The 17,011-nt window shown below is 66.8% G+C and carries 17 protein-coding genes; 7 read left to right on the forward strand and 10 right to left on the reverse strand.

The features are described 5' to 3' along the window. Positions 1-9: 9 nt before the first annotated feature. The 3 genes from AC2FNJ_RS02150 to AC2FNJ_RS02160 all read right to left on the reverse strand — a co-directional run bounded on the left by AC2FNJ_RS02150 (position 10) and on the right by AC2FNJ_RS02160 (position 2,502). Positions 10-1,092: an NAD(P)H-dependent flavin oxidoreductase gene (locus tag AC2FNJ_RS02150; RefSeq protein ID WP_496762045.1), complete on the reverse strand. Its 1,083-nt coding sequence runs from the start codon at positions 1,090-1,092 to the stop codon at positions 10-12. A gap of 46 nt (positions 1,093-1,138) precedes the next feature. Continuing rightward, a complete protein-coding gene (locus AC2FNJ_RS02155; RefSeq protein WP_496762046.1) occupies positions 1,139-1,438 on the reverse strand; it encodes an FtsB family cell division protein in 300 nt (99 codons plus the stop codon). 134 nt (positions 1,439-1,572) lie between these two features. Then, on the reverse strand, positions 1,573-2,502 hold the full coding sequence (locus tag AC2FNJ_RS02160) for a hydrogen peroxide-inducible genes activator (protein WP_496762048.1): 930 nt from the start codon (positions 2,500-2,502) through the stop codon (positions 1,573-1,575). 132 nt (positions 2,503-2,634) lie between these two features. Between AC2FNJ_RS02160 and AC2FNJ_RS02165 the strand changes: the two genes are divergently transcribed. Both AC2FNJ_RS02165 and AC2FNJ_RS02170 read left to right on the forward strand, forming a co-directional pair. Next, complete coding sequence (locus AC2FNJ_RS02165) at positions 2,635-2,880, forward strand: YdcH family protein (protein ID WP_496762049.1); 246 nt, start codon at positions 2,635-2,637, stop codon at positions 2,878-2,880. Between the two features lie 27 nt (positions 2,881-2,907). Next, positions 2,908-3,081: a hypothetical protein gene (locus AC2FNJ_RS02170; RefSeq protein WP_496762050.1), complete on the forward strand. Its 174-nt coding sequence runs from the start codon at positions 2,908-2,910 to the stop codon at positions 3,079-3,081. A gap of 15 nt (positions 3,082-3,096) precedes the next feature. Here the strand turns inward: AC2FNJ_RS02170 and AC2FNJ_RS02175 are convergent, their stop codons facing one another. Continuing rightward, positions 3,097-4,290 carry a phosphoglycerate kinase gene (locus AC2FNJ_RS02175; protein WP_496762051.1) on the reverse strand — a complete coding sequence of 398 codons (1,194 nt, stop codon included), beginning with the start codon at positions 4,288-4,290 and terminating at the stop codon, positions 3,097-3,099. A 134-nt stretch (positions 4,291-4,424) separates the two neighbouring features. Here AC2FNJ_RS02175 and AC2FNJ_RS02180 point away from each other — a divergent pair, with 134 nt between their 5' ends. From AC2FNJ_RS02180 to AC2FNJ_RS02190, 3 genes are all read left to right on the forward strand, one after another. Further along, complete coding sequence (locus AC2FNJ_RS02180) at positions 4,425-4,931, forward strand: peptidylprolyl isomerase (RefSeq protein WP_496762053.1); 507 nt, start codon at positions 4,425-4,427, stop codon at positions 4,929-4,931. Further along, positions 4,924-5,469 (forward strand): peptidylprolyl isomerase, encoded by a 546-nt coding sequence (locus AC2FNJ_RS02185; RefSeq protein WP_496762055.1) that lies wholly within the window; start codon positions 4,924-4,926, stop codon positions 5,467-5,469. The genes AC2FNJ_RS02180 and AC2FNJ_RS02185 overlap by 8 nt, the downstream gene beginning before the upstream one ends. A gap of 164 nt (positions 5,470-5,633) precedes the next feature. Continuing rightward, complete coding sequence (locus AC2FNJ_RS02190) at positions 5,634-6,596, forward strand: DUF3179 domain-containing protein (protein WP_496762056.1); 963 nt, start codon at positions 5,634-5,636, stop codon at positions 6,594-6,596. 22 nt (positions 6,597-6,618) lie between these two features. Here AC2FNJ_RS02190 and AC2FNJ_RS02195 read toward each other — a convergent pair whose 3' ends face one another. From AC2FNJ_RS02195 to AC2FNJ_RS02220, 6 genes are all read right to left on the reverse strand, one after another. Then, the gene (locus tag AC2FNJ_RS02195) at positions 6,619-7,917 is read right to left on the reverse strand and encodes a hypothetical protein (RefSeq protein ID WP_496762058.1); all 1,299 of its coding nucleotides are present in this window, start codon (positions 7,915-7,917) and stop codon (positions 6,619-6,621) included. A 171-nt stretch (positions 7,918-8,088) separates the two neighbouring features. Beyond that, positions 8,089-8,778, reverse strand: coding sequence for an aquaporin Z (gene aqpZ / locus AC2FNJ_RS02200; RefSeq protein ID WP_496762059.1), 690 nt, complete (start codon positions 8,776-8,778; stop codon positions 8,089-8,091). 177 nt (positions 8,779-8,955) lie between these two features. Beyond that, positions 8,956-9,468 (reverse strand): bactofilin family protein, encoded by a 513-nt coding sequence (locus tag AC2FNJ_RS02205; protein ID WP_496762061.1) that lies wholly within the window; start codon positions 9,466-9,468, stop codon positions 8,956-8,958. Beyond that, positions 9,458-10,786 carry a DUF5930 domain-containing protein gene (locus tag AC2FNJ_RS02210; RefSeq protein WP_496762062.1) on the reverse strand — a complete coding sequence of 443 codons (1,329 nt, stop codon included), beginning with the start codon at positions 10,784-10,786 and terminating at the stop codon, positions 9,458-9,460. The genes AC2FNJ_RS02205 and AC2FNJ_RS02210 overlap by 11 nt, the downstream gene beginning before the upstream one ends. Before the next feature lie 190 nt (positions 10,787-10,976). Then, positions 10,977-11,816 (reverse strand): ferritin-like domain-containing protein, encoded by an 840-nt coding sequence (locus tag AC2FNJ_RS02215; RefSeq protein ID WP_496762063.1) that lies wholly within the window; start codon positions 11,814-11,816, stop codon positions 10,977-10,979. Positions 11,817-11,891: 75 nt separating this feature from the next. Further along, the gene (locus tag AC2FNJ_RS02220) at positions 11,892-12,356 is read right to left on the reverse strand and encodes a peroxiredoxin (RefSeq protein ID WP_496762064.1); all 465 of its coding nucleotides are present in this window, start codon (positions 12,354-12,356) and stop codon (positions 11,892-11,894) included. Positions 12,357-12,527: 171 nt separating this feature from the next. Here AC2FNJ_RS02220 and AC2FNJ_RS02225 point away from each other — a divergent pair, with 171 nt between their 5' ends. Both AC2FNJ_RS02225 and queA read left to right on the forward strand, forming a co-directional pair. Further along, positions 12,528-15,824: a YhdP family protein gene (locus tag AC2FNJ_RS02225; protein ID WP_496762066.1), complete on the forward strand. Its 3,297-nt coding sequence runs from the start codon at positions 12,528-12,530 to the stop codon at positions 15,822-15,824. Between the two features lie 43 nt (positions 15,825-15,867). Beyond that, positions 15,868-16,914 carry a tRNA preQ1(34) S-adenosylmethionine ribosyltransferase-isomerase QueA gene (queA, locus tag AC2FNJ_RS02230; RefSeq protein ID WP_496762068.1) on the forward strand — a complete coding sequence of 349 codons (1,047 nt, stop codon included), beginning with the start codon at positions 15,868-15,870 and terminating at the stop codon, positions 16,912-16,914. The last annotated feature ends 97 nt before the right edge of the window (positions 16,915-17,011 follow it).

The following is a 17,011-nucleotide window of genomic DNA, read 5'->3' on the forward strand; positions in this document are numbered from 1 at the left end:
TCCGCAGGGTCAGCCGCCCAGGGCGCGCTCGGTGTCGCGCCACAGATCGCGCAGGATGTCCGCCGCCGGACGCGCCTGCGCCAGCCCGGCCGACTGTCCGGCCCAGGCCTGCATCCGGTCGAGATCCCCGGCCGCGGCGGCGCTGGCCCGCATCGGCGCGGTCAGGTTGCGCTGCACCGGGTAGGGGGCCGGCGCCGGGGCGTCGGTCGCGGCGGCGGCGGTGGCGTAGGCGGTGCGGAGGCTGCGGCCCAGGCGGCCGGAAAAGGCGCGGGTGGGCACCGTGTCCTCGGGGGCCGCCCGGCCCAGCGCGTCGGCCCAGACGGGTGTCGTGCCCGCCTCGGGCGTGCGCAGGAAACCGGTGCCGATCTGGACCGCCGACGCCCCCAGCATGAGCGCCGCCGCCGCGCCGCGCGCGTCGGCGATGCCGCCGGTGGCGATGACCGGAACATCGACGGCATCGGCCACGGCGGGCAGCAGGGCGAACAGCCCGACCAGCCGGCTGGCGGCCTGGTCGGCCTGAAAGGCGCCGCGATGGCCGCCGGCCTCCATGCCCTGGGCCACCACGGCATCGGCCCCGGCGGCGACGGCGGCGCGGGCCTCGGCCACCGTGGTCACGGTCGCGAACCAGCGGATGCCGCGCGCCTTCATCCCGGCCACGAAATCCGGCGGATAAAGCCCCATGATCGACGAAATCACCGCCGGCCCGGCCGCCAGCATTGCGGCGCATTGCGCCTCGAAATCCGGGCCGGGCGCGTCGCCGGCCTCGTCCGGCACCTCCGGTCCCCAGCCGGCCAGAAACCGGCGCACCGCCGCCTCGTGCGCGGGGTCGCGTTCGGGGTCGGGATCCGGGATCCAGGTGTTGAGCTGGAAGGCGCCGTTGGTGGCCGCGCGCACGGACCGGGTCCAGTCGGCGATCTGGTCGGGCGACATCATCAGCACGCCGGCCGCGCCCATGCCGCCGGCGCGGGCCACGGCGATGGACAGGTCGGGCGGGCATGCGCCCGCCATCGGGGCCAGGAGCACCGGGATCTGCAGGGCATGGGTGTCGGCGAAGGCGCGGGCGCGGCGCAGGGCGTCGGATGCGGTGAACATGCCCGTTACGGTAACGGCCCCGCTCGGCGATGCAACAGGCGGGCGGTCAGTGGATGACGATTTCGTCGGCCCGGATCATGCCCAGGACCGAGCGCGCCTGCTGATCCAGAAGGTCGAGATCGAGATAGGTGTCGGACAGCCTGCGGGTGAGGTTCTCCATCCGCGCGATTTCGGCCTGCAGGCGCTCCAGATCGCGCGACAGAGCATCCCGTTCCGCCGCAATCTCGACCCGCCGGAACAGGCCATAGTCGCCCTGCACGGCGGCGAAGGTGAAATAGACACCCAGCGCGAAAGCCAATGCAAAGAACAGGATTGCGCCCAGACCGGGCCGGTGGGAACGGGACACTCTGCTTACCGCCGTATGATCACTGCCTCAAGAAACGTGCCCTTTGCGGACATCTCTTGCCACTATGTCACAGGTGATTCGGCTTGTGAATCCCCGTTCTGCAACAAGGGCTTGAATTTCTTCGCGCCGGGCATTCAGCCCTGCGGGGACACGATGCCGGCATAGTTCTCGCGGATCACCGCGTCGATCACCCCGGCAAAGTCCGAAAAGGCGCGGGGCCGGCCGCTGGCGCTGCGCCAGACCAGGCCGACGGTGCGGTACATGCCGCGCAGCTTGCTCACCGAAACGTCGCCGCCGCGATCCCGGACCTCGGAACGGACATAGAGCGCCGGCAGCAGCGTCACCCCCATGTTCATGGACACCATCTGGCGCAGGGCATCGAGGCTGGTGCCTTCGAAATCGCTGCGCAGGACCGCGCCGGTGTCGTCGCACAGATCGGCGATCTGCCGGTGCAGCCGGTGCTCGGGGCCTAGGCTCAGCATGGTCTGCCCGGACAGTTCGGCGCGCTCGACCTGCTGGCGTCCGGCGAATTCGTGCTCGGGCGCGACCGCCAGATGCAGCGGTTCGCGAAACAGCGGGCGCACCCGATAGATTTCGCCCTGCACCGGCAGTTGCGTCAGGATCATGTCGTGCTGACCGGCGGCCAGATCCTCGGCCAGTTCGCGCGGGGTGCCGTCGCGCACCAGCAGGCGCAGGTCGGGATGCGCGGCGTGCAGACGCTGGAGCACGCGCGGCAGGAGGTAGGGACCGATCGTGGCGGTCGCGCCCAGCCGCAACGTGCCGCGCAGCCCGCCGCGCAACGGCGACGTGTAGCTGGCCAGCAGCTCGATTTCGCGCAGCACGTTTTCGGCCAGGGCGGCCACGTCGCGGCCTTCCGGGGTCAGGATCAGCCCGCTGCGGTTGCGCTCCAGCAACCGTACGCCCAGGGCCTCTTCGAAGGCGCTGATCTGCAGGCTCAGCGAGGGTTGGCTGATCGCCAGCTGCTGCGCGGCGCGCCGGAACTGGCCGACCCGGACCAGCGTGTCGAAATAGCGGATCTGGCGCAGGGTGATTTCGGTCGGCATGGGCGGGCGGCTCCGGTTCGATAGGTTTTTCCTATCCTAAATCATTACTGGATTGTCTCGTTTAAAGCCCCCGCGGTCCCATATCTGAAGTGCAATCAATGAAACCGGGCAATGCAGAATTCGGGAGGTCTCATGAAAACCAGTCCGCGCGTCAAGAAATTCTCGCTCAAGGTTCGCATGGCCAAGCTGCGCCAGCGGCAGCTGGAACTCAAGGCCAGGATCATGGAGGAACTCAAACGTCCGGCGCCGTGCAGCGCGACGCTGCAACAGCTCAAGCGCCGCAAGCTGCGGATCAAGGACGATCTTGCGCGCCACGAGGGCATCCTGCGCACGCTCGATGCAATGACGCCACGGGCACAGACCATCCGGCCCGGATGACCCGCCGACGGGGAGAAGGAGACGACAATGTTCGACGTTGTATTTCGCACTACCGGGCTGCGCTGGATGCACAGTTCGGATATCCAGGACATGCGCGACGCGATCGTGAATGGCGATGATGACGGTCCGGATGGCGGCAGCCCGTCGGTGCGGCCCGATCGCCCGGACGGGGAGGCGGTGCGGCGGCCCGTTCGACGCTGACCGCCGGGCCGGGCGTCAGTCGCCGTTCAGGGCCGCGACGCCCGGCAACGTCTTGCCTTCCATCCACTCGAGAAACGCGCCGCCGGCGGTGGAGATGTACGAGAAATCTCCCGCCGCGCCGGAGGCGTTGAGCGCCGCCACCGTGTCACCGCCGCCCGCGACCGAGGTCAACTTGCCCGCGCGGGTCAGCGCCGCGGCTTTCAGGGCCGCCGCATTGGTGGCGGCGTCGAACGGTTCCAGTTCGAACGCACCCAGCGGGCCGTTCCAGATGAGCGTCCGGCTTTTGGCGAAGATGTCCACGATGGCGGCGACGCTTTCGGGGCCGGCATCCAGGATCAACCCATCCTCGGGGCACTGATCGGCAGGCAGGACTTCGTGCGGGGCGTGCGACTCGAATTTCCTGGCCACCACCACGTCACGGGGCAGGACGATGCTGCAGCCCAGCATCTCGGCCTTGGCGAGGATCTCGGCGGCGGTGTCCTTCATGATCCGCTCGGCCAGCGATTTGCCCACGGGATGACCCTGGGCCACGAGAAAGGTGTTGGCCATGCCGCCGCCGATCACCAGGTAATCGACCTTCTCGATCAGGTTGCTCAGCAGCTCCAGCTTGGTCGAGACCTTGGCGCCGCCCACGACCGCCGTGACCGGGCGCTGGGGGTGGCTCAACGCGCTTTCCAGCGCCTCCAGTTCCGCCTGCATCAGGCGCCCCGCGCAGGCGGGCAGCAGGCGGGCGATGGCTTCGGTCGAGGAATGCGCCCGGTGCGCGGCCGAGAAGGCATCGTTGCAATAGACATCGCCCAGCCGCGCCATGCCGGCCGCAAGCGCGGGGTCGTTCTTGGTTTCGCTGGCGTGAAAGCGGGTGTTTTCCAGCAGCAGAACCTCGCCCGGCTGCAGCGACTCCGCCGCCAGTTCGGCGGCGGGGCCGACGCAGTCGGCGGCGAAGCGCACCGGCGTCTCGAAGGCGCGTTCCAGCGTCGGGATCAGCTGTTTCAGCGACAGGTTCTCGCGCCGTTCGCCGCCGGGGCGTCCGAAATGCGCCAGCAGGATCGGCCTGCCGCCGGCGGCCAGGATGTCGCGCACGGTGGGGGCGATGCGGCGGATGCGGGTCGAGTCGGTGACGACGCCATCCACGATCGGCACGTTGATATCGACGCGCACCAGCACGCGCTTGCCGCTGAGATCCATGTCGTCGAGTGTTTTCCAGCCCATCGCGTCCACTCCGCTGCGTTGAAAGGATTTGCGCGGTTCTTTTCCTGCATTTGGTCCCAAGGTCAATGCGTCACTTGGCATTCAGGCCCATGGGGCTTAGGTATTCGCGCAATATCCATCGACAGGAGGGCCAAATGGCCGAGATCAAGGATCCCGAAAACACCATCATCATCGAGCTTGCGGGCGGCAACGTGGTCATCGAACTGCTGCCGGACGTGGCGCCGAAGCATTCCGAGCGCATGAAAGAACTGGCGCGGGCGGGCGAATATGACAATGTGTGCTTTCACCGGGTGATCGACGGGTTCATGGCCCAGACCGGCGATGTCCAGCACGGCGACATGGAGGACGGGTTCAACATCCGCATGGCCGGCACGGGCGGTTCGGCGCTGCCGGACCTGCCGGCGGAGTTCTCGAAACTGCCGCATGACCGGGGCACACTGGGGGCGGCGCGGTCGGCCAACCCCAACTCGGCCAATTCGCAGTTCTTCATCAATTTCAAGGACAACCATTTCCTGAACGGCCAATACACCGTCTATGGCCGCGTGATCGAGGGAATGGAGCATGTCGATGCCATCACCCGCGGCGAACCGCCCGCGAATCCCGACCGCATGATCAGCGTCAAGGTGGCCGCCGATGCATAAGCTTGCAGCCGCATTTGCCCTGCTGGCCAGCCCCGCGCTGGCGACGGGGCTCGAGATCGAGGTCGAAGGCGAGGCCAACGGCATCATCACCATCGACCTGTTCGAGGATGTCGCGCCGAAGCATGTGGAGCAGATCACGGCGCTGGCCAGCGAAGGCCAGTATGACGGCGTGATGTTTCACCGGGTGATCGACGGGTTCATGGCCCAGACCGGCGACGTTCAGCATGGCCGGATCGGCAGCGACATGCGCCGCGCGGGCACCGGCGCATCGGATCGCCCGGACCTGCCGGCCGAATTCTCGGACATCACCTATGATCGCGGGACCGTGGGCATGGCGCGCGCGCAGGATCCCGACAGCGCCAATTCGCAGTTCTTCATCATGTTCGCGCCGGGCCCGTTCCTGGACGGCGACTATACCGTGGTGGGCCAGGTCACGGGCGGCATGGACGTGGTGGATGCGATCAAGCGCGGCACCGGGCCGAACGGCGCGGTCATCGGCCAGCCCGACATGATGAAAAAGGTCACAGTGACCGAGTGATCCCGCGCCTGCGCTGACGGACGGCCCTGCCGCACAGAGGTTTCGGTTGTCCGTCGGTCGCACATGGCGTGACGGCGCCCGCACGACCCATCACGTCTGTGTGCAAGGGGCTGGCTTTGCCGCCGGGTGTTTCGCAGGATTGCGCATCGGTTCGGAGCATGCGCATGCGTATCCTGACACTTGTCCTGTTTCTCGTCGCCGCAGTCCCCGTCTGGGCCAACCCGCGGTTCTGGCAAGGCGAGTGGCCCCAGACCGATTTCAGCCGCACCAGCGTTGCCGATTGGGCCGAGATCCAGTCGGGCGGGCCGCCCAAGGACGGCATACCGGCGCTGGACGATCCGCAATTCGTGCGCGCGGCGGACAAGCGGGGCATCGGATCGCGCGAGCCGGTGATCACGGTTGAGATCGCCGGGGCGACGCCGCGGGCCTATCCCATCCGCTATCTGATCTGGCACGAGATCGTGAACGACCGCATCGGCAATGTGCCGGTGGCCGTCACCTATTGCCCGCTCTGCAATTCGGCCGTCACCTTTGACCGGCGCACCCGGCACGGGGAGCTGAGTTTCGGCGTCAGCGGCAAGCTGCGCCATTCGGACATGGTGATGTATGACCGCCAGACCGAAAGCTGGTGGCAGCAGGCGGTGGGCGAGGCGATCGTGGGCGAGCTGACGGGAACGCGGTTGAAGACGCTGCCCTCCTGGATGGAAAGCTGGGCCGAGTTCCAGGCTCGCAACCGGGACGGGCTGGTGATGGCCGAGCCGCCGCACAACCGGGCCTACGGGCGCAATCCCTATCGCGGCTACGACACTTCGCGCAAACCGTTCCTCTATTCCGGCGAGATGCCGCCGCACGGCATTCACCCGCTGGAGCGGGTGGTCCGGGTCGATGACAGGGCCTGGCCGATGACGCGCCTGAGCGCGCAGGGCGAAGTGCGCGAGGCCGGGGTGCGGATCACCTGGACGGCGGGCCAGGCCTCGGCGCTGGATACCGGATCGATCGGCAAGGGCCGCGACGTGGGCTCGATCCGGGTTCGCGACGGGCAGGGGCGGGACGTGGCGCATGACGTGATGTTCGCCTTTGCCTTCCATGCCTTCTGGCCGGACGGGCGATGGATGCTGGGAGACTGACCCTTCGCGTCCGATCCGATTTTCACGAAAGCGAGTTCGTCCGGGCCGGGACGTTGCGGTTGCCGCCGGGCATCCGGCTGCGGATCTGCGCCAACAGGCCATGGCGGTTGATGTGGCGTTTGTAGGCGCGGTATGACGGGGCCGCCGACAGGCACCGTTCCTCGTGCCAGGCGCGCAGGAAATAGACCAGGTTGACGCCCAGCAGCGCCAGGCAGTTGGCCAGCCCGACCCAGAACTCCGTCGCGATGAAGGGAATGGATATGAGCCACCAGGTCAGGTTCTTGCTCAGATAGGCGGGGTGTTTGCTGACGCTGTAGGGAAAGGCGCAGGCCAGGCCGCGATAGGTCAGGTTCGAGAACCGCAGCCCCATGCGGGCCTCGGCCAGCGAATAGATTGCCAGAAGAAACAGGATGGCGCCGCCCCACAGCCCGTAGAGCACCGGATGGTCCCACAGCCAGACGCCCCAGGCAAAGCCGTCTTCGACATAGTTGAAGTAGTCCCGCGAGAGCAGCTGCCAGAAGGGCGCGTAGCAGATGATGCACACCAGCCAGCCGCCGACCGTGGTTTCCGTCCAGCGGATGTGGGTATTCAGAAGCCGGGTCGCCATCGCGTATCCGATCACGACGATGGTCAGGTCAAAGAAGAAGGAGAACCGGAACAGGTACTGATAGACCTCGGCGAAATCGGCCGAGGCCCAGAGCGAGACAGAGGCCAGATAGGTCCAGTCCTCGACCAGATAGCAGAACATCAGCGGCAGGAAGAACCCCTTGATCGCCAGGCTGAGGAGATAGGTCTTGAGTTCCCGCGCCCGCACCGGTTGCCGCCCGAGGGTCAGCACCGCATGCCCAAGGTGCCAAAGCCCGTCACGCGGGTGGCGCATGGCGAAATGGACCACCGTGACATTGATCAGGGTGGCCGCCAGGATGATCGGCCAATAATCCGACAGGAACGAAAAAAACGGCGCATACCACGCGTCGCGATAGAGATCGGCGGCAAGATAGTATCCGGCCAGCAGCAGAAAACTGACCGCCAGACCGACCAGCTTGATCTGGAAATCCTGGATGTACCGCGGGTTCGTGACATTTGCGGCGCGATAGACCAGCCCGGTGCCGAGGGATCTGTGGACCTTCGAGAACGCGATCTCGGAGGCTGCGAGCAGCGCGAAGATGCAGAGCGCGAACAGGGCCGCCTGGTCGCGGTAGGACACGTCCGGCATCTCGGGCCAGAGATAGTGGACCGACGGGATCGCGGCCACGGCGATCAGCCCGGTCAGGGCCGGAATGGAGGATTTCGGGCGCTTGAACTTGGGCCGTGCCAGCATGGTTTGCGTCTTTGTTGCGGTTGCCGCACTGTTCGGGGAAACGCCCCGGAGATCAACCGGCCATGCCGACGGGCGGCGAAATCATGGCCGGATGTGGTCAATGCAAGACAGCCGGGCGCCGCCCCGATGGCGGCGCCCCATTGCTTTGCGTGCTGTCCGAATTGCCGGGTCTCAGTCGTCCGACGACAGCGCCTTCCAGATCAGCCCGCCGATGGCGCCGCCGATCAGCGGAGCCACCCAGAACATCCAGAGCTGCGCCAGCGCCGGCGCATCGGCAAACAGCGCCACGCCGGTCGAACGGGCCGGGTTGACGGAGGTGTTGGTGACGGGGATCGACACCAGGTGGATCAGGGTCAGCCCCAGGCCGATGGCGATCGGGGCAAAGCCCGCGGGCGCCCCGCGCGACGTGGCACCGAGAATGATGAGCAGGAAGAACGCGGTCATCACCACCTCGGTCACGAATCCGGCGATCATCGAATACCCGCCGGGCGAGGCGCTGCCATAGCCGTTGGAGGCGAAACTGCCGACGCCGGTGAAATCGGGCGCGCCGGAAACGATCACGTAAAGCACGATCGCGGCCGCGATCGCGCCGACCACCTGGGCCACCCAATAGGGCAGCAGATCCTTGCCTTCGAATTTGCCCGCCACCATCAGACCAAGGCTGACGGCGGGGTTGAAATGTCCGCCGGAGATGTGCCCCACGGCATAGGCCATGGTCAGCACCGTCAGGCCAAAGGCCAGCGACACGCCGAGCCAGCCGATCCCGACATCGGCCACGCCGGCGGCAAGCACGGCACTGCCGCAGCCGCCCAGCACCAGCCAGAACGTGCCCAGAAACTCCGCCAAAAGCTTTGAAGTCATCAACAATCCTCCCAAATGCGATGGGCCGAGTTTAGGCGGCGGGTCTTTCATTTGGGAAGAAGATTTTCGGCGCGCCGCCGGTCGGAGCGGGCAAACCGGGCGGGAGCGCAAAAAGAAAGCGCCGCAGACCGGGCCGGGCGCTTTGCAACAGGTGCGGCTCAAGCGGGCCGCGGGCGTTTATTGCTTGACTTCGGCGGTTGCCGCTGCCGGATTGCCGGCGGCCTTGGCATTCGAACGGCCGGGATTGAGTGGGTCGTCCTGACGCTGAACCGACCCTTCGAAATGCGCGCCGCTTTCGATGGCGATCGTCTTGTGGATGATGTCGCCTTCGACCCGCGCGGTCGAGGTCAGACGCACCTTGAGGCCGCGCACGCGGCCGACGATCCGGCCGTTGACAACCACGTCATCGGCGGTGACTTCGCCCTTGATGGTGGCGGTTTCGCCGATGGTCAGCAGATGCGCACGGATGTCGCCTTCGACGGTGCCCTCGACCTGGATATCGCCCGAGGTCTTGAGGTTGCCGGTGATGTGCAGATCCGACGACAGAACCGATGCCGGCGGCTTGGGCTTGGGCGCGGTGCTGGGCTTGGTGTCCGACGGTGCAGGAGAGGCAGGCGCCGGGGTCGCGGCCGGCTTGGCCGCTTCGGGGGCCTTGGAGGCGGGCTCGGTGACTTTGCTCTTAGAAAACATTTTTCGCAGCCTTGATGTAAGTCATTGGATTCACAGGTTTTCCGTTCACGCGCACCTCATAGTGCAGATGCGTGCCGGTGGACCGTCCGGTGCTACCCATATCAGCTATGTGATCTCCGCGCGAGACCCTTTGGCCGACCTTCACGCGGATATTGGTGTTGTGAGCGTAAAGTGTCTCAATCCCGAAGGCGTGCTTGATCTTGACGAGGCGGCCGAAACCCGATTGCCAGCCGGCATGGGTGACGACGCCATCGGCCGTGGCAAAGACATCCGTCCCGTGCGCGCCGGCGAAATCCGAGCCGTTGTGCATCCGCCGGCCGCCGGTCTTGGGGTCGCGGCGCCAGCCGAAGCCGCTGGTGTAGCGCACCGTGGCGTGGACCGGGCTTGCAAACGGCGCCTTTTCCGCCGCGATCCGGTACAGGTTCAGCTGATCCATCTGCTGGAGCAGATTGTTCGCGCGGATCTCGTCGGCAGACAGTTCCTCACCGCGCGTGCTGAAGGATAAAGGGGTCAGCGGACCGCCCTGGCCGCTATAGCCGCGCCGCACCTCTTCGATGATCCGGTCGGTCGGCATCCCGGCCTGACGGAACATCTTGTCCAGCGGTTCGACCGAGATGGTCATCGCCTCTTCCAGCTGGCGGAAGATCTGGTCGTTCCGCTCGCGCATGAGCTGGATTTCCAGCTCGAGCTCGGCGCGCTGATCCAGCGCCGCCCGGGCGTTGGCGGCGATGGAGTCGCGCTCCTGCGCCGTGCGCAGCAGAGCGTCCGACATGAAGGCCATCTGGACGGGGGCCGACGCGGCCAGCCGTGGGCCGGCCGCGTCTTCGCCTGCATTCTGCTCGTATTTGGCCAGTGCCGCACGGGCTTCTTCGCGCTGTTTCATGGTTTCGCGCAAAGTCGTCTGGATCACTTCGATCCCGGTTTCCAGCTCGCGCCTGCGGTTTTCGGACTTCAGCAGTTCCGACTGCATCGCCGAAATCTGTTCGAGGGCGGCGTTGAACCGTTCGTGCGCGGCCAAGGCTTCTTCGGCGCGGGCATCCCGTTCTTGCGACAGGATGTTGAGCCGTTCCTGATATGTCGCCTGGTCTCTTTTTGCCTGCTCGCGGAAATTGCCTGATCCGATGCTGTCCATGAGGATGATCGCGGTGGCCACGATGGTCCAGCCGACCATGACGGCCACGCCGGCGACGGCGACGATCTGGGTTTCCGGCCGGAGCCGGATGAAGCGGGTGTCGGTGTCCGATTTGAGAAAGACCCTGCGCTCGGGAAAGTGCTTTTCCAGCAGAGCGTGTATTCTGATCGCAAGACGTGTCCGCACGCGCCTTTCCTCGTTTTTCCCCTGGTCGGGACCGGTCGTGAGTGAGTGTCCGTCCCTTGGGGCGCCTGCATAACCGCGCCGACGCCGCGGGGCAAGTTCGTTAACCGCCCGGTCGGGGAAGCGGGGAATTTCGCGCGCAGGATGAGCGGGATTTTGCCGAAAACCTCAGGTTCCGGGCCGCTGCAGCCAGTCAGCGCGCGGTGTCGCCGGGGGGCGGCAGGTCTTCCGCCAGGGGCCAGTAGAAGTCGGGCGGCAGGCCGGCTTCGGCGCGTTTTTCCTCGTTGAACGGGGGCTTCAGCGCCCCGTGGAAGTAGCGCCGGACGAGGGCGTGGAACACATCCTTGGGGTCCGCGTCGTCCCGGCCGCACAGAAAGTGGAACCACTTGGAGCCATAGGCCACGTGCCCGACTTCCTCGGCATAGATCACCTCCAGCGCCGCGACCGCCTGCTGCGCCCCGGCCTTGCGGAATATCTCGATCATGCCCGGGGTTACGTCCAGTCCGCGTGCTTCGAGCACCATGGGAACGACCGCCAGCCGGCCCATGAGATCCTCGGCCGTGTCCGCGGCCGCACGCCACATGCCGGCATGTGCGGGCAGAGCGCCGTAATGGCTGCCCATCGCTTCGAGGCAGTCGCAGACCATCTCGAAATGGCGCGATTCCTCGGCGGCGCATTTCACCCAGTCGTCATAGAAACCCATCGGCATCGGCACGTGTCCGAATCGCGCGATGATATCCCAGTGCAGATCGACGGCGTTGAGTTCGATATGCGCCACTGCGTGCAGCAGGGCGATCCGCCCCGCCTCGGAGCCGGGCCGCCGTTTCGGCACCTCGCGCGGCGACAACAGAGCGGGCCGATCAGGCCGGGCCGGATGCAGGGGCGGTTCGGCGGTGCCGACGTCGATGGCGGGGCCTGCGCCCTGACGCGCGGCGGCCCATGCCGCCGCATGTTTCTGCGACAGCGCGGCCTTGGCGCGCCCGTCGGCGGTTTCGAGAACCTCGGTCGCCATTTCGGTCAGGGTCTGGGCCATGTGCCGCCTCCGCTCGGTGTACCTCGGACCGGTGTCATAGACGCTGGCCGTGCCCGGGTCGAGAGCGGCCGGGCCTCAGGCCAGCGCGCGCACCGCTTCGAGCACCTCTTCCACGTGGCCGGGCACCTTGACCTTGCGCCAGATGCGCGCGACGCGGCCCTGGGCGTCGATCAGAAAGGTGGACCGTTCGATCCCCATGGATTTCCTGCCGTACATGTTCTTTTCGACCCAGACGCCGTAATCCTCGCACACGGTCGAGCCTTCGTCCGACAGAAGCGGCGTGGTCAGGCCGTGTTTGGCGACGAATTTGTCATGCTTGGCCACGCTGTCGCGGGAAATGCCGAAGACTTTGGCGCCGGCCGCCTCGAACTCGGCCAGATGTTCGGAAAATCCAATGGATTCCTTGGTGCAGCCCGGAGTATCATCGCGAGGATAGAAGAACAGGACAACCGCGCTGCCACGCAGGTCGGACAGCGTCACTTCTCCGCCGCCGTCACGGGGCAGAGTGAAGTCTGGGGCGGGATCGGAAATTTCGGGCATGAGCGTACTCCGGCAGATTGTTCACCTCGTTGCTCACCATACTAGGCCGGGACGGGCAAGTTGAAAGACGCAGAGGAAAATTCCGCCCCGTCAGGACAGGCGGAGGCGCGGCCCGAAGGGGCCAGGCCCGCGCGGCGCCGGTCGCGCCGAAGGGCGGCTGCGTTGTGGGCGATGCGGGGTGTGTTCATCCTGATCATCCTGGCGGTCTTTTCGGCCCTGATGGTCGTCGGCCAGAGGATGCACGCGCCGGAATGGGTGCGCGACCGGGTGGAACGCAGGCTGGAAGAGATCACCGGCGGTTTGCAGATCCGGTTCGGCGATGTCAGTTTCATCATCCACGAAGGCTGGCGTCCGCGTCTGCGCTTGCAGGATGTGACGCTCAGCGATGCCGATGGCCGCCAGATCGCGCAGCTGGCGGACATGCGCGCCAGCCTGGCGATGCGCCCGTTGCTGCGCGGTGAAGTCCGGCCCAAGCGCATCATCATGAGCGGGGCGCATATCGTTCTGCAGCGGGATGTGAACGGTCATATCTCGCTGACCGTCGGTTCGGAGAGCGCGCCGGTCGAGCGGGCACCCAGCCTGCGCGAACTGATCGAAGAAGCCGACAACGTGTTCCTGGCGCCGTCGCTGTCGGCGCTGACCTCGTTCGAACTGACCTCGGTGACGCTGGATTACACCGACCTGCGGCAGGGGCGGTCCTGGACGCTGGACGGAGGACATATCCAGATCACGCGCGGAACCGGCGAGATTCGGATCGCGACCGGGTTCTCGCTGCTGGGCGGGCGCGACTATGCCAGCACGGTGGAGATGAACTATACCAGTCAACTGGGCTCGCCCGAGGCGAGTTTCGGCGTCAACGTCGCCGATCTGCCGGCCGAGGACATTGCGCTGCAGACCCCGGCACTGGCCTGGCTGCAGGTCTTGCGCGCCCCGATCTCGGGGGCGCTGCGCGGCAGCGTCGATGCGCAGGCGGCCATCGGCCCGGTCTTTGCCACGCTGCAGATCGGCAAGGGCGTCGTGCAGCCGACCACCGAGACGCGCCCGATCCCGTTCGAGACCGCGCGCACCTATTTCACCTATCACCCCAGCCGGCAGGAGATCGATTTCGACGAGATCTCGATCGACTCCGCCTGGGGCTCGGCCCTGATCGAGGGGGACGCCTTTCTGGAGGGCGTGGACACGGGCGAGTTGCGGAACCTGACCGCGCAGTTCCAATCGTCCGGGATCAAGGCGAATCCGGCCGGTGTCTATCACGCGCCGCTCGAATTCTCCCGTGCCTCGGTCGATTTCCAGATGAAGCTGGCGCCGTTCCGGTTGCAGATCGGGCAGATCATCGTCGAGGACGCGGACCGCCGCCTGCGCGCCTGGGGCAGCCTGACCGGCTCGCCCGAGGGATGGCATGTCGGGCTGGATGCGCAGATCGACCGGCTGACACCGGCGCAGCTGCTGAACTACTGGCCCGAGAGGGCGGCGATCAAGCCGCGCGAATGGGTGACGGAGAACCTGACCGAGGGGGTGCTGGAAGATCTCGACCTGGCGGTGAGGATCCGGCCGGACGAACCGCCCGACCTCTATGCGGATTTCGATTTCGATCAGGCCACCATCAAGTTCGCCAAGACCCTGCCGCCGCTGATCGACGCACAAGGGCAGGCGAGCCTTGTCGGGCGCCGCTTTTCGGTCACGGCGCAACAGGGGTTCGTGACCCCGGATCATGGCGGGCCGGTGGATGCGGCGGGAACGTCCTTCATCATTCCGGATGTCGGCATCCCCAAGGCCGCGCCGGGCATCGCCCGCATTCGCGCCAGCGGCAGCGCGACCGCGGCGCTGTCGCTTTTGGATCGGCCGCCGCTGGAGGTGATGACCAAGGCCGGATTGCCCGTCGATCTGGGCCAAGGCAACGTGGTGGTCGAAGGATCGCTGGCCCTGCCGCTCAAGGACCGGGTGATGCTGGAGGACATGGAATACCACTTCACCGGCAGCCTGGGAGACATGCGCAGCGACAAGCTGGTGCCCGGAATCCCGGTCAGCGCGGACCTGCTGCACCTTAGTGGGGATCAGACGCAGGTGACGATCCATGGCGTCGGCCTGTTCGGCGCGGTGCCGATGGAGGGGCGGTGGCAGCAGCCCATCGGGCGTCCGGAACCGACCCGCAGCCGGCTGACCGGGCAGATCGAACTGTCTCCGCGGCTGATGACGGAGATACGCGCGGGACTGCCGCAGGGCATGCTGACCGGCGCCGGGCTGGCGGATGTGACCGTCGATCTGGGCGGGGGTCAGCCGCCCGCGCTTGTGGCGCAGTCCGATCTGGTCGGGGTGGGGTTGGCCATTCCGGAGCTGGGCTGGCGCAAGGCAAGCAACACGCCGGGCGCCTTGACCGTCGCGGCCACGCTGGGGTCGGAGTTGCGCGTCGATGAACTCAAGGTCGAGGCCGCCGGGCTGCGCACCACCGGTACCATCTCGTTCGCGGAGGACGGGACGATGGAGCGGGTCAGCCTGTCTTCCTTCGACCTCGGCAACTGGCTGGCGGTTCCGGCGGAACTGGTGGCGCGCGGCAGCCGGGCGCCTGACATCCGGATTCTGGGCGGCACCCTGGACATGCGCCGTTCGACCTTCGGGGCCGGTAACGGCCAGGCCGGACCGGTAGCGCCGGGCAGCAGCCCGCGGCTCGACGTGCGGCTGGACCGGTTGCAGATCACCGAAACGATCGCGATGACCGGGCTGCAGGGCGTGTTCGAGACCGCAGGCGGGCTGCGCGGCGGTTTCACCGCCAACGTGAACGGGGCGGCGCCGGTTTCGGGACAGGTCACGCCGCGGGGCGCGCGCAGCAGTGTCACCCTGCAATCGAAGAATGCCGGTTCGGTCCTGCGCGCGGCCGGGATATTGCCGCAAGCGCATGGCGGCGATCTGAACGTGGTTCTGGAGCCGGTGCAGGGGCCGGGGGTCTATGACGCGGCCATGAAGATCAGCAACACCCGCATCAAGGATGCGCCGGTCATGGCGGCGCTGCTGAACGCGATCAGTGTGGTCGGCCTGATCGACGAAATGTCGGGGCAGGGGATCAACTTCACCGCCATCGACAGCCAGATGCGGATTGCGCCCGGCGAGGTGACAATACTCAGCGGCAGCGCGGTCGGGCCGTCGATCGGCCTGTCGTTCGACGGTCGGGTGAACACCGACCGGGGTTGGCTGGATCTGCGTGGCGCGGTCTCGCCGATCTATCTGGTCAACGCCATCGGCAGCGTGCTGACCCGCAAGGGCGAAGGGGTGTTCGCGTTCAACTACACCCTGACCGGTCCGATCGCCGACCCAAAGGTTGCCGTCAATCCGCTGTCCGGGCTTGCGCCGGTGTTCCTGCGCGACCTGCTGCGCAAGCCGCGACCGACCGTGCCGGGCGGCGGCAGCCGCATCGTCGTGCCGGACCCGCCGCGCCAGGAACGCTCGTTCGGGACCGGCGTCGAAAACCGCTGATCCGGCTGTGGCCGAATCCTTCGCTTCGCGCTAAGGCGCGCGCATGAAACTGAGCGACTTCGATTTCGACCTGCCCGAAGACCTGATCGCCACGCGCCCGGCCAGTCCGCGGTCGTCGGCGCGGCTGCTGGTGGCGCAGGGCGACGACATATCCGATTCCACCGTGATCCGTCTGCCGGACTGGCTGCGGCCCGGCGACCGGCTGATCCTGAACGACACCCGCGTGATCCCCGCGCGTCTGAACGGCCGCCGCCACCGGGACAGCGCGCAGGGGCCGGTCTCGGCCGCCATCGAAGCGACCCTGCTGGACCCGCAGGCGGACGGAACCTGGGCGGCGCTGATCAAACCGCTGAAAAAGGTGCGGCCCGGAGAGGAGATCGTGTTCTCGCCGGCGCTGTCGGCCTTGCTGGAGCGCGTCGAGGACGGGCAAGCCCATCTGCGGTTCAACCTGACCGGAGAGGATTTCGACCGGGCGCTGGACGAGGCCGGTGCGATGCCGCTGCCGCCCTACATCGCCGCCAAGCGGCCCGCGGACGAGAGGGACAAGTCGGATTACCAGACCGTCTGGGCACGCCATTCCGGCGCGGTGGCGGCCCCGACGGCATCGCTGCATTTCGATGCGGCGCTGTTGCAAGCGTTGGACGCGCGGGGGGTGTCGTTCACCCATGTCACGCTGCATGTGGGGGCGGGCACGTTCCTGCCGGTCAAGGTCGAGGACGTGACCACGCACCGGATGCACGCCGAATGGGGCCGCGTGACCGAGGCGGCGGCGGCGGAAATCCGGGCCACCCAGGCGGCGGGCGGGCGGATCGTGCCGGTCGGCACCACCGCGCTGCGCCTGATCGAAAGCGCGGCCCGGGGCGGCCGGATCGAAGCCTGGGAGGGCGAGACCGACATCTTCATCTATCCCGGTTTCGAATTCCACGTCACCGACGCCCTGATGACGAATTTCCACCTGCCGAAATCCACGCTTCTGATGCTGGTCTCGGCACTGATGGGGCAGGACCGGGTGCGGCGGATCTATGCTCACGCGATCGAACGGAAATACCGGTTCTTCTCGTACGGGGATGCGTCGCTTTTGATTCCCTGAATGGCGCGATTCTCGGGTAAGTGTCTGCGCGAGTCGTGGAAAAGCCCCCTGAGGGCGGTGTCTGATCGGGCATGGCGGCAACACACGAAGGCTGAGG

It is taken from the genome of Ruegeria sp. BHSB196 (assembly GCF_059613135.1).

Bases quoted from the DNA above. Each gene is read 5' to 3' on its own strand.
- AC2FNJ_RS02150 (WP_496762045.1), bottom strand. From the start codon at position 1,092: ATGTTCACCGCATCCGACGCCCTGCGCCGCGCCCGCGCCTTCGCCGAC.
- AC2FNJ_RS02165 (WP_496762049.1), top strand. From the start codon at position 2,635: ATGAAAACCAGTCCGCGCGTCAAGAAATTCTCGCTCAAGGTTCGCATG.
- AC2FNJ_RS02195 (WP_496762058.1), bottom strand. From the start codon at position 7,917: ATGCTGGCACGGCCCAAGTTCAAGCGCCCGAAATCCTCCATTCCGGCC.
- AC2FNJ_RS02205 (WP_496762061.1), bottom strand. From the start codon at position 9,468: ATGTTTTCTAAGAGCAAAGTCACCGAGCCCGCCTCCAAGGCCCCCGAA.
- AC2FNJ_RS02180 (WP_496762053.1), top strand. From the start codon at position 4,425: ATGGCCGAGATCAAGGATCCCGAAAACACCATCATCATCGAGCTTGCG.
- AC2FNJ_RS02215 (WP_496762063.1), bottom strand. From the start codon at position 11,816: ATGGCCCAGACCCTGACCGAAATGGCGACCGAGGTTCTCGAAACCGCC.
- AC2FNJ_RS02170 (WP_496762050.1), top strand. From the start codon at position 2,908: ATGTTCGACGTTGTATTTCGCACTACCGGGCTGCGCTGGATGCACAGT.
- queA (WP_496762068.1), top strand. From the start codon at position 15,868: ATGAAACTGAGCGACTTCGATTTCGACCTGCCCGAAGACCTGATCGCC.
- AC2FNJ_RS02220 (WP_496762064.1), bottom strand. From the start codon at position 12,356: ATGCCCGAAATTTCCGATCCCGCCCCAGACTTCACTCTGCCCCGTGAC.
- AC2FNJ_RS02175 (WP_496762051.1), bottom strand. From the start codon at position 4,290: ATGGGCTGGAAAACACTCGACGACATGGATCTCAGCGGCAAGCGCGTG.
- aqpZ (WP_496762059.1), bottom strand. From the start codon at position 8,778: ATGACTTCAAAGCTTTTGGCGGAGTTTCTGGGCACGTTCTGGCTGGTG.
- AC2FNJ_RS02190 (WP_496762056.1), top strand. From the start codon at position 5,634: ATGCGTATCCTGACACTTGTCCTGTTTCTCGTCGCCGCAGTCCCCGTC.
- AC2FNJ_RS02225 (WP_496762066.1), top strand. From the start codon at position 12,528: ATGCGGGGTGTGTTCATCCTGATCATCCTGGCGGTCTTTTCGGCCCTG.
- AC2FNJ_RS02160 (WP_496762048.1), bottom strand. From the start codon at position 2,502: ATGCCGACCGAAATCACCCTGCGCCAGATCCGCTATTTCGACACGCTG.
- AC2FNJ_RS02185 (WP_496762055.1), top strand. From the start codon at position 4,924: ATGCATAAGCTTGCAGCCGCATTTGCCCTGCTGGCCAGCCCCGCGCTG.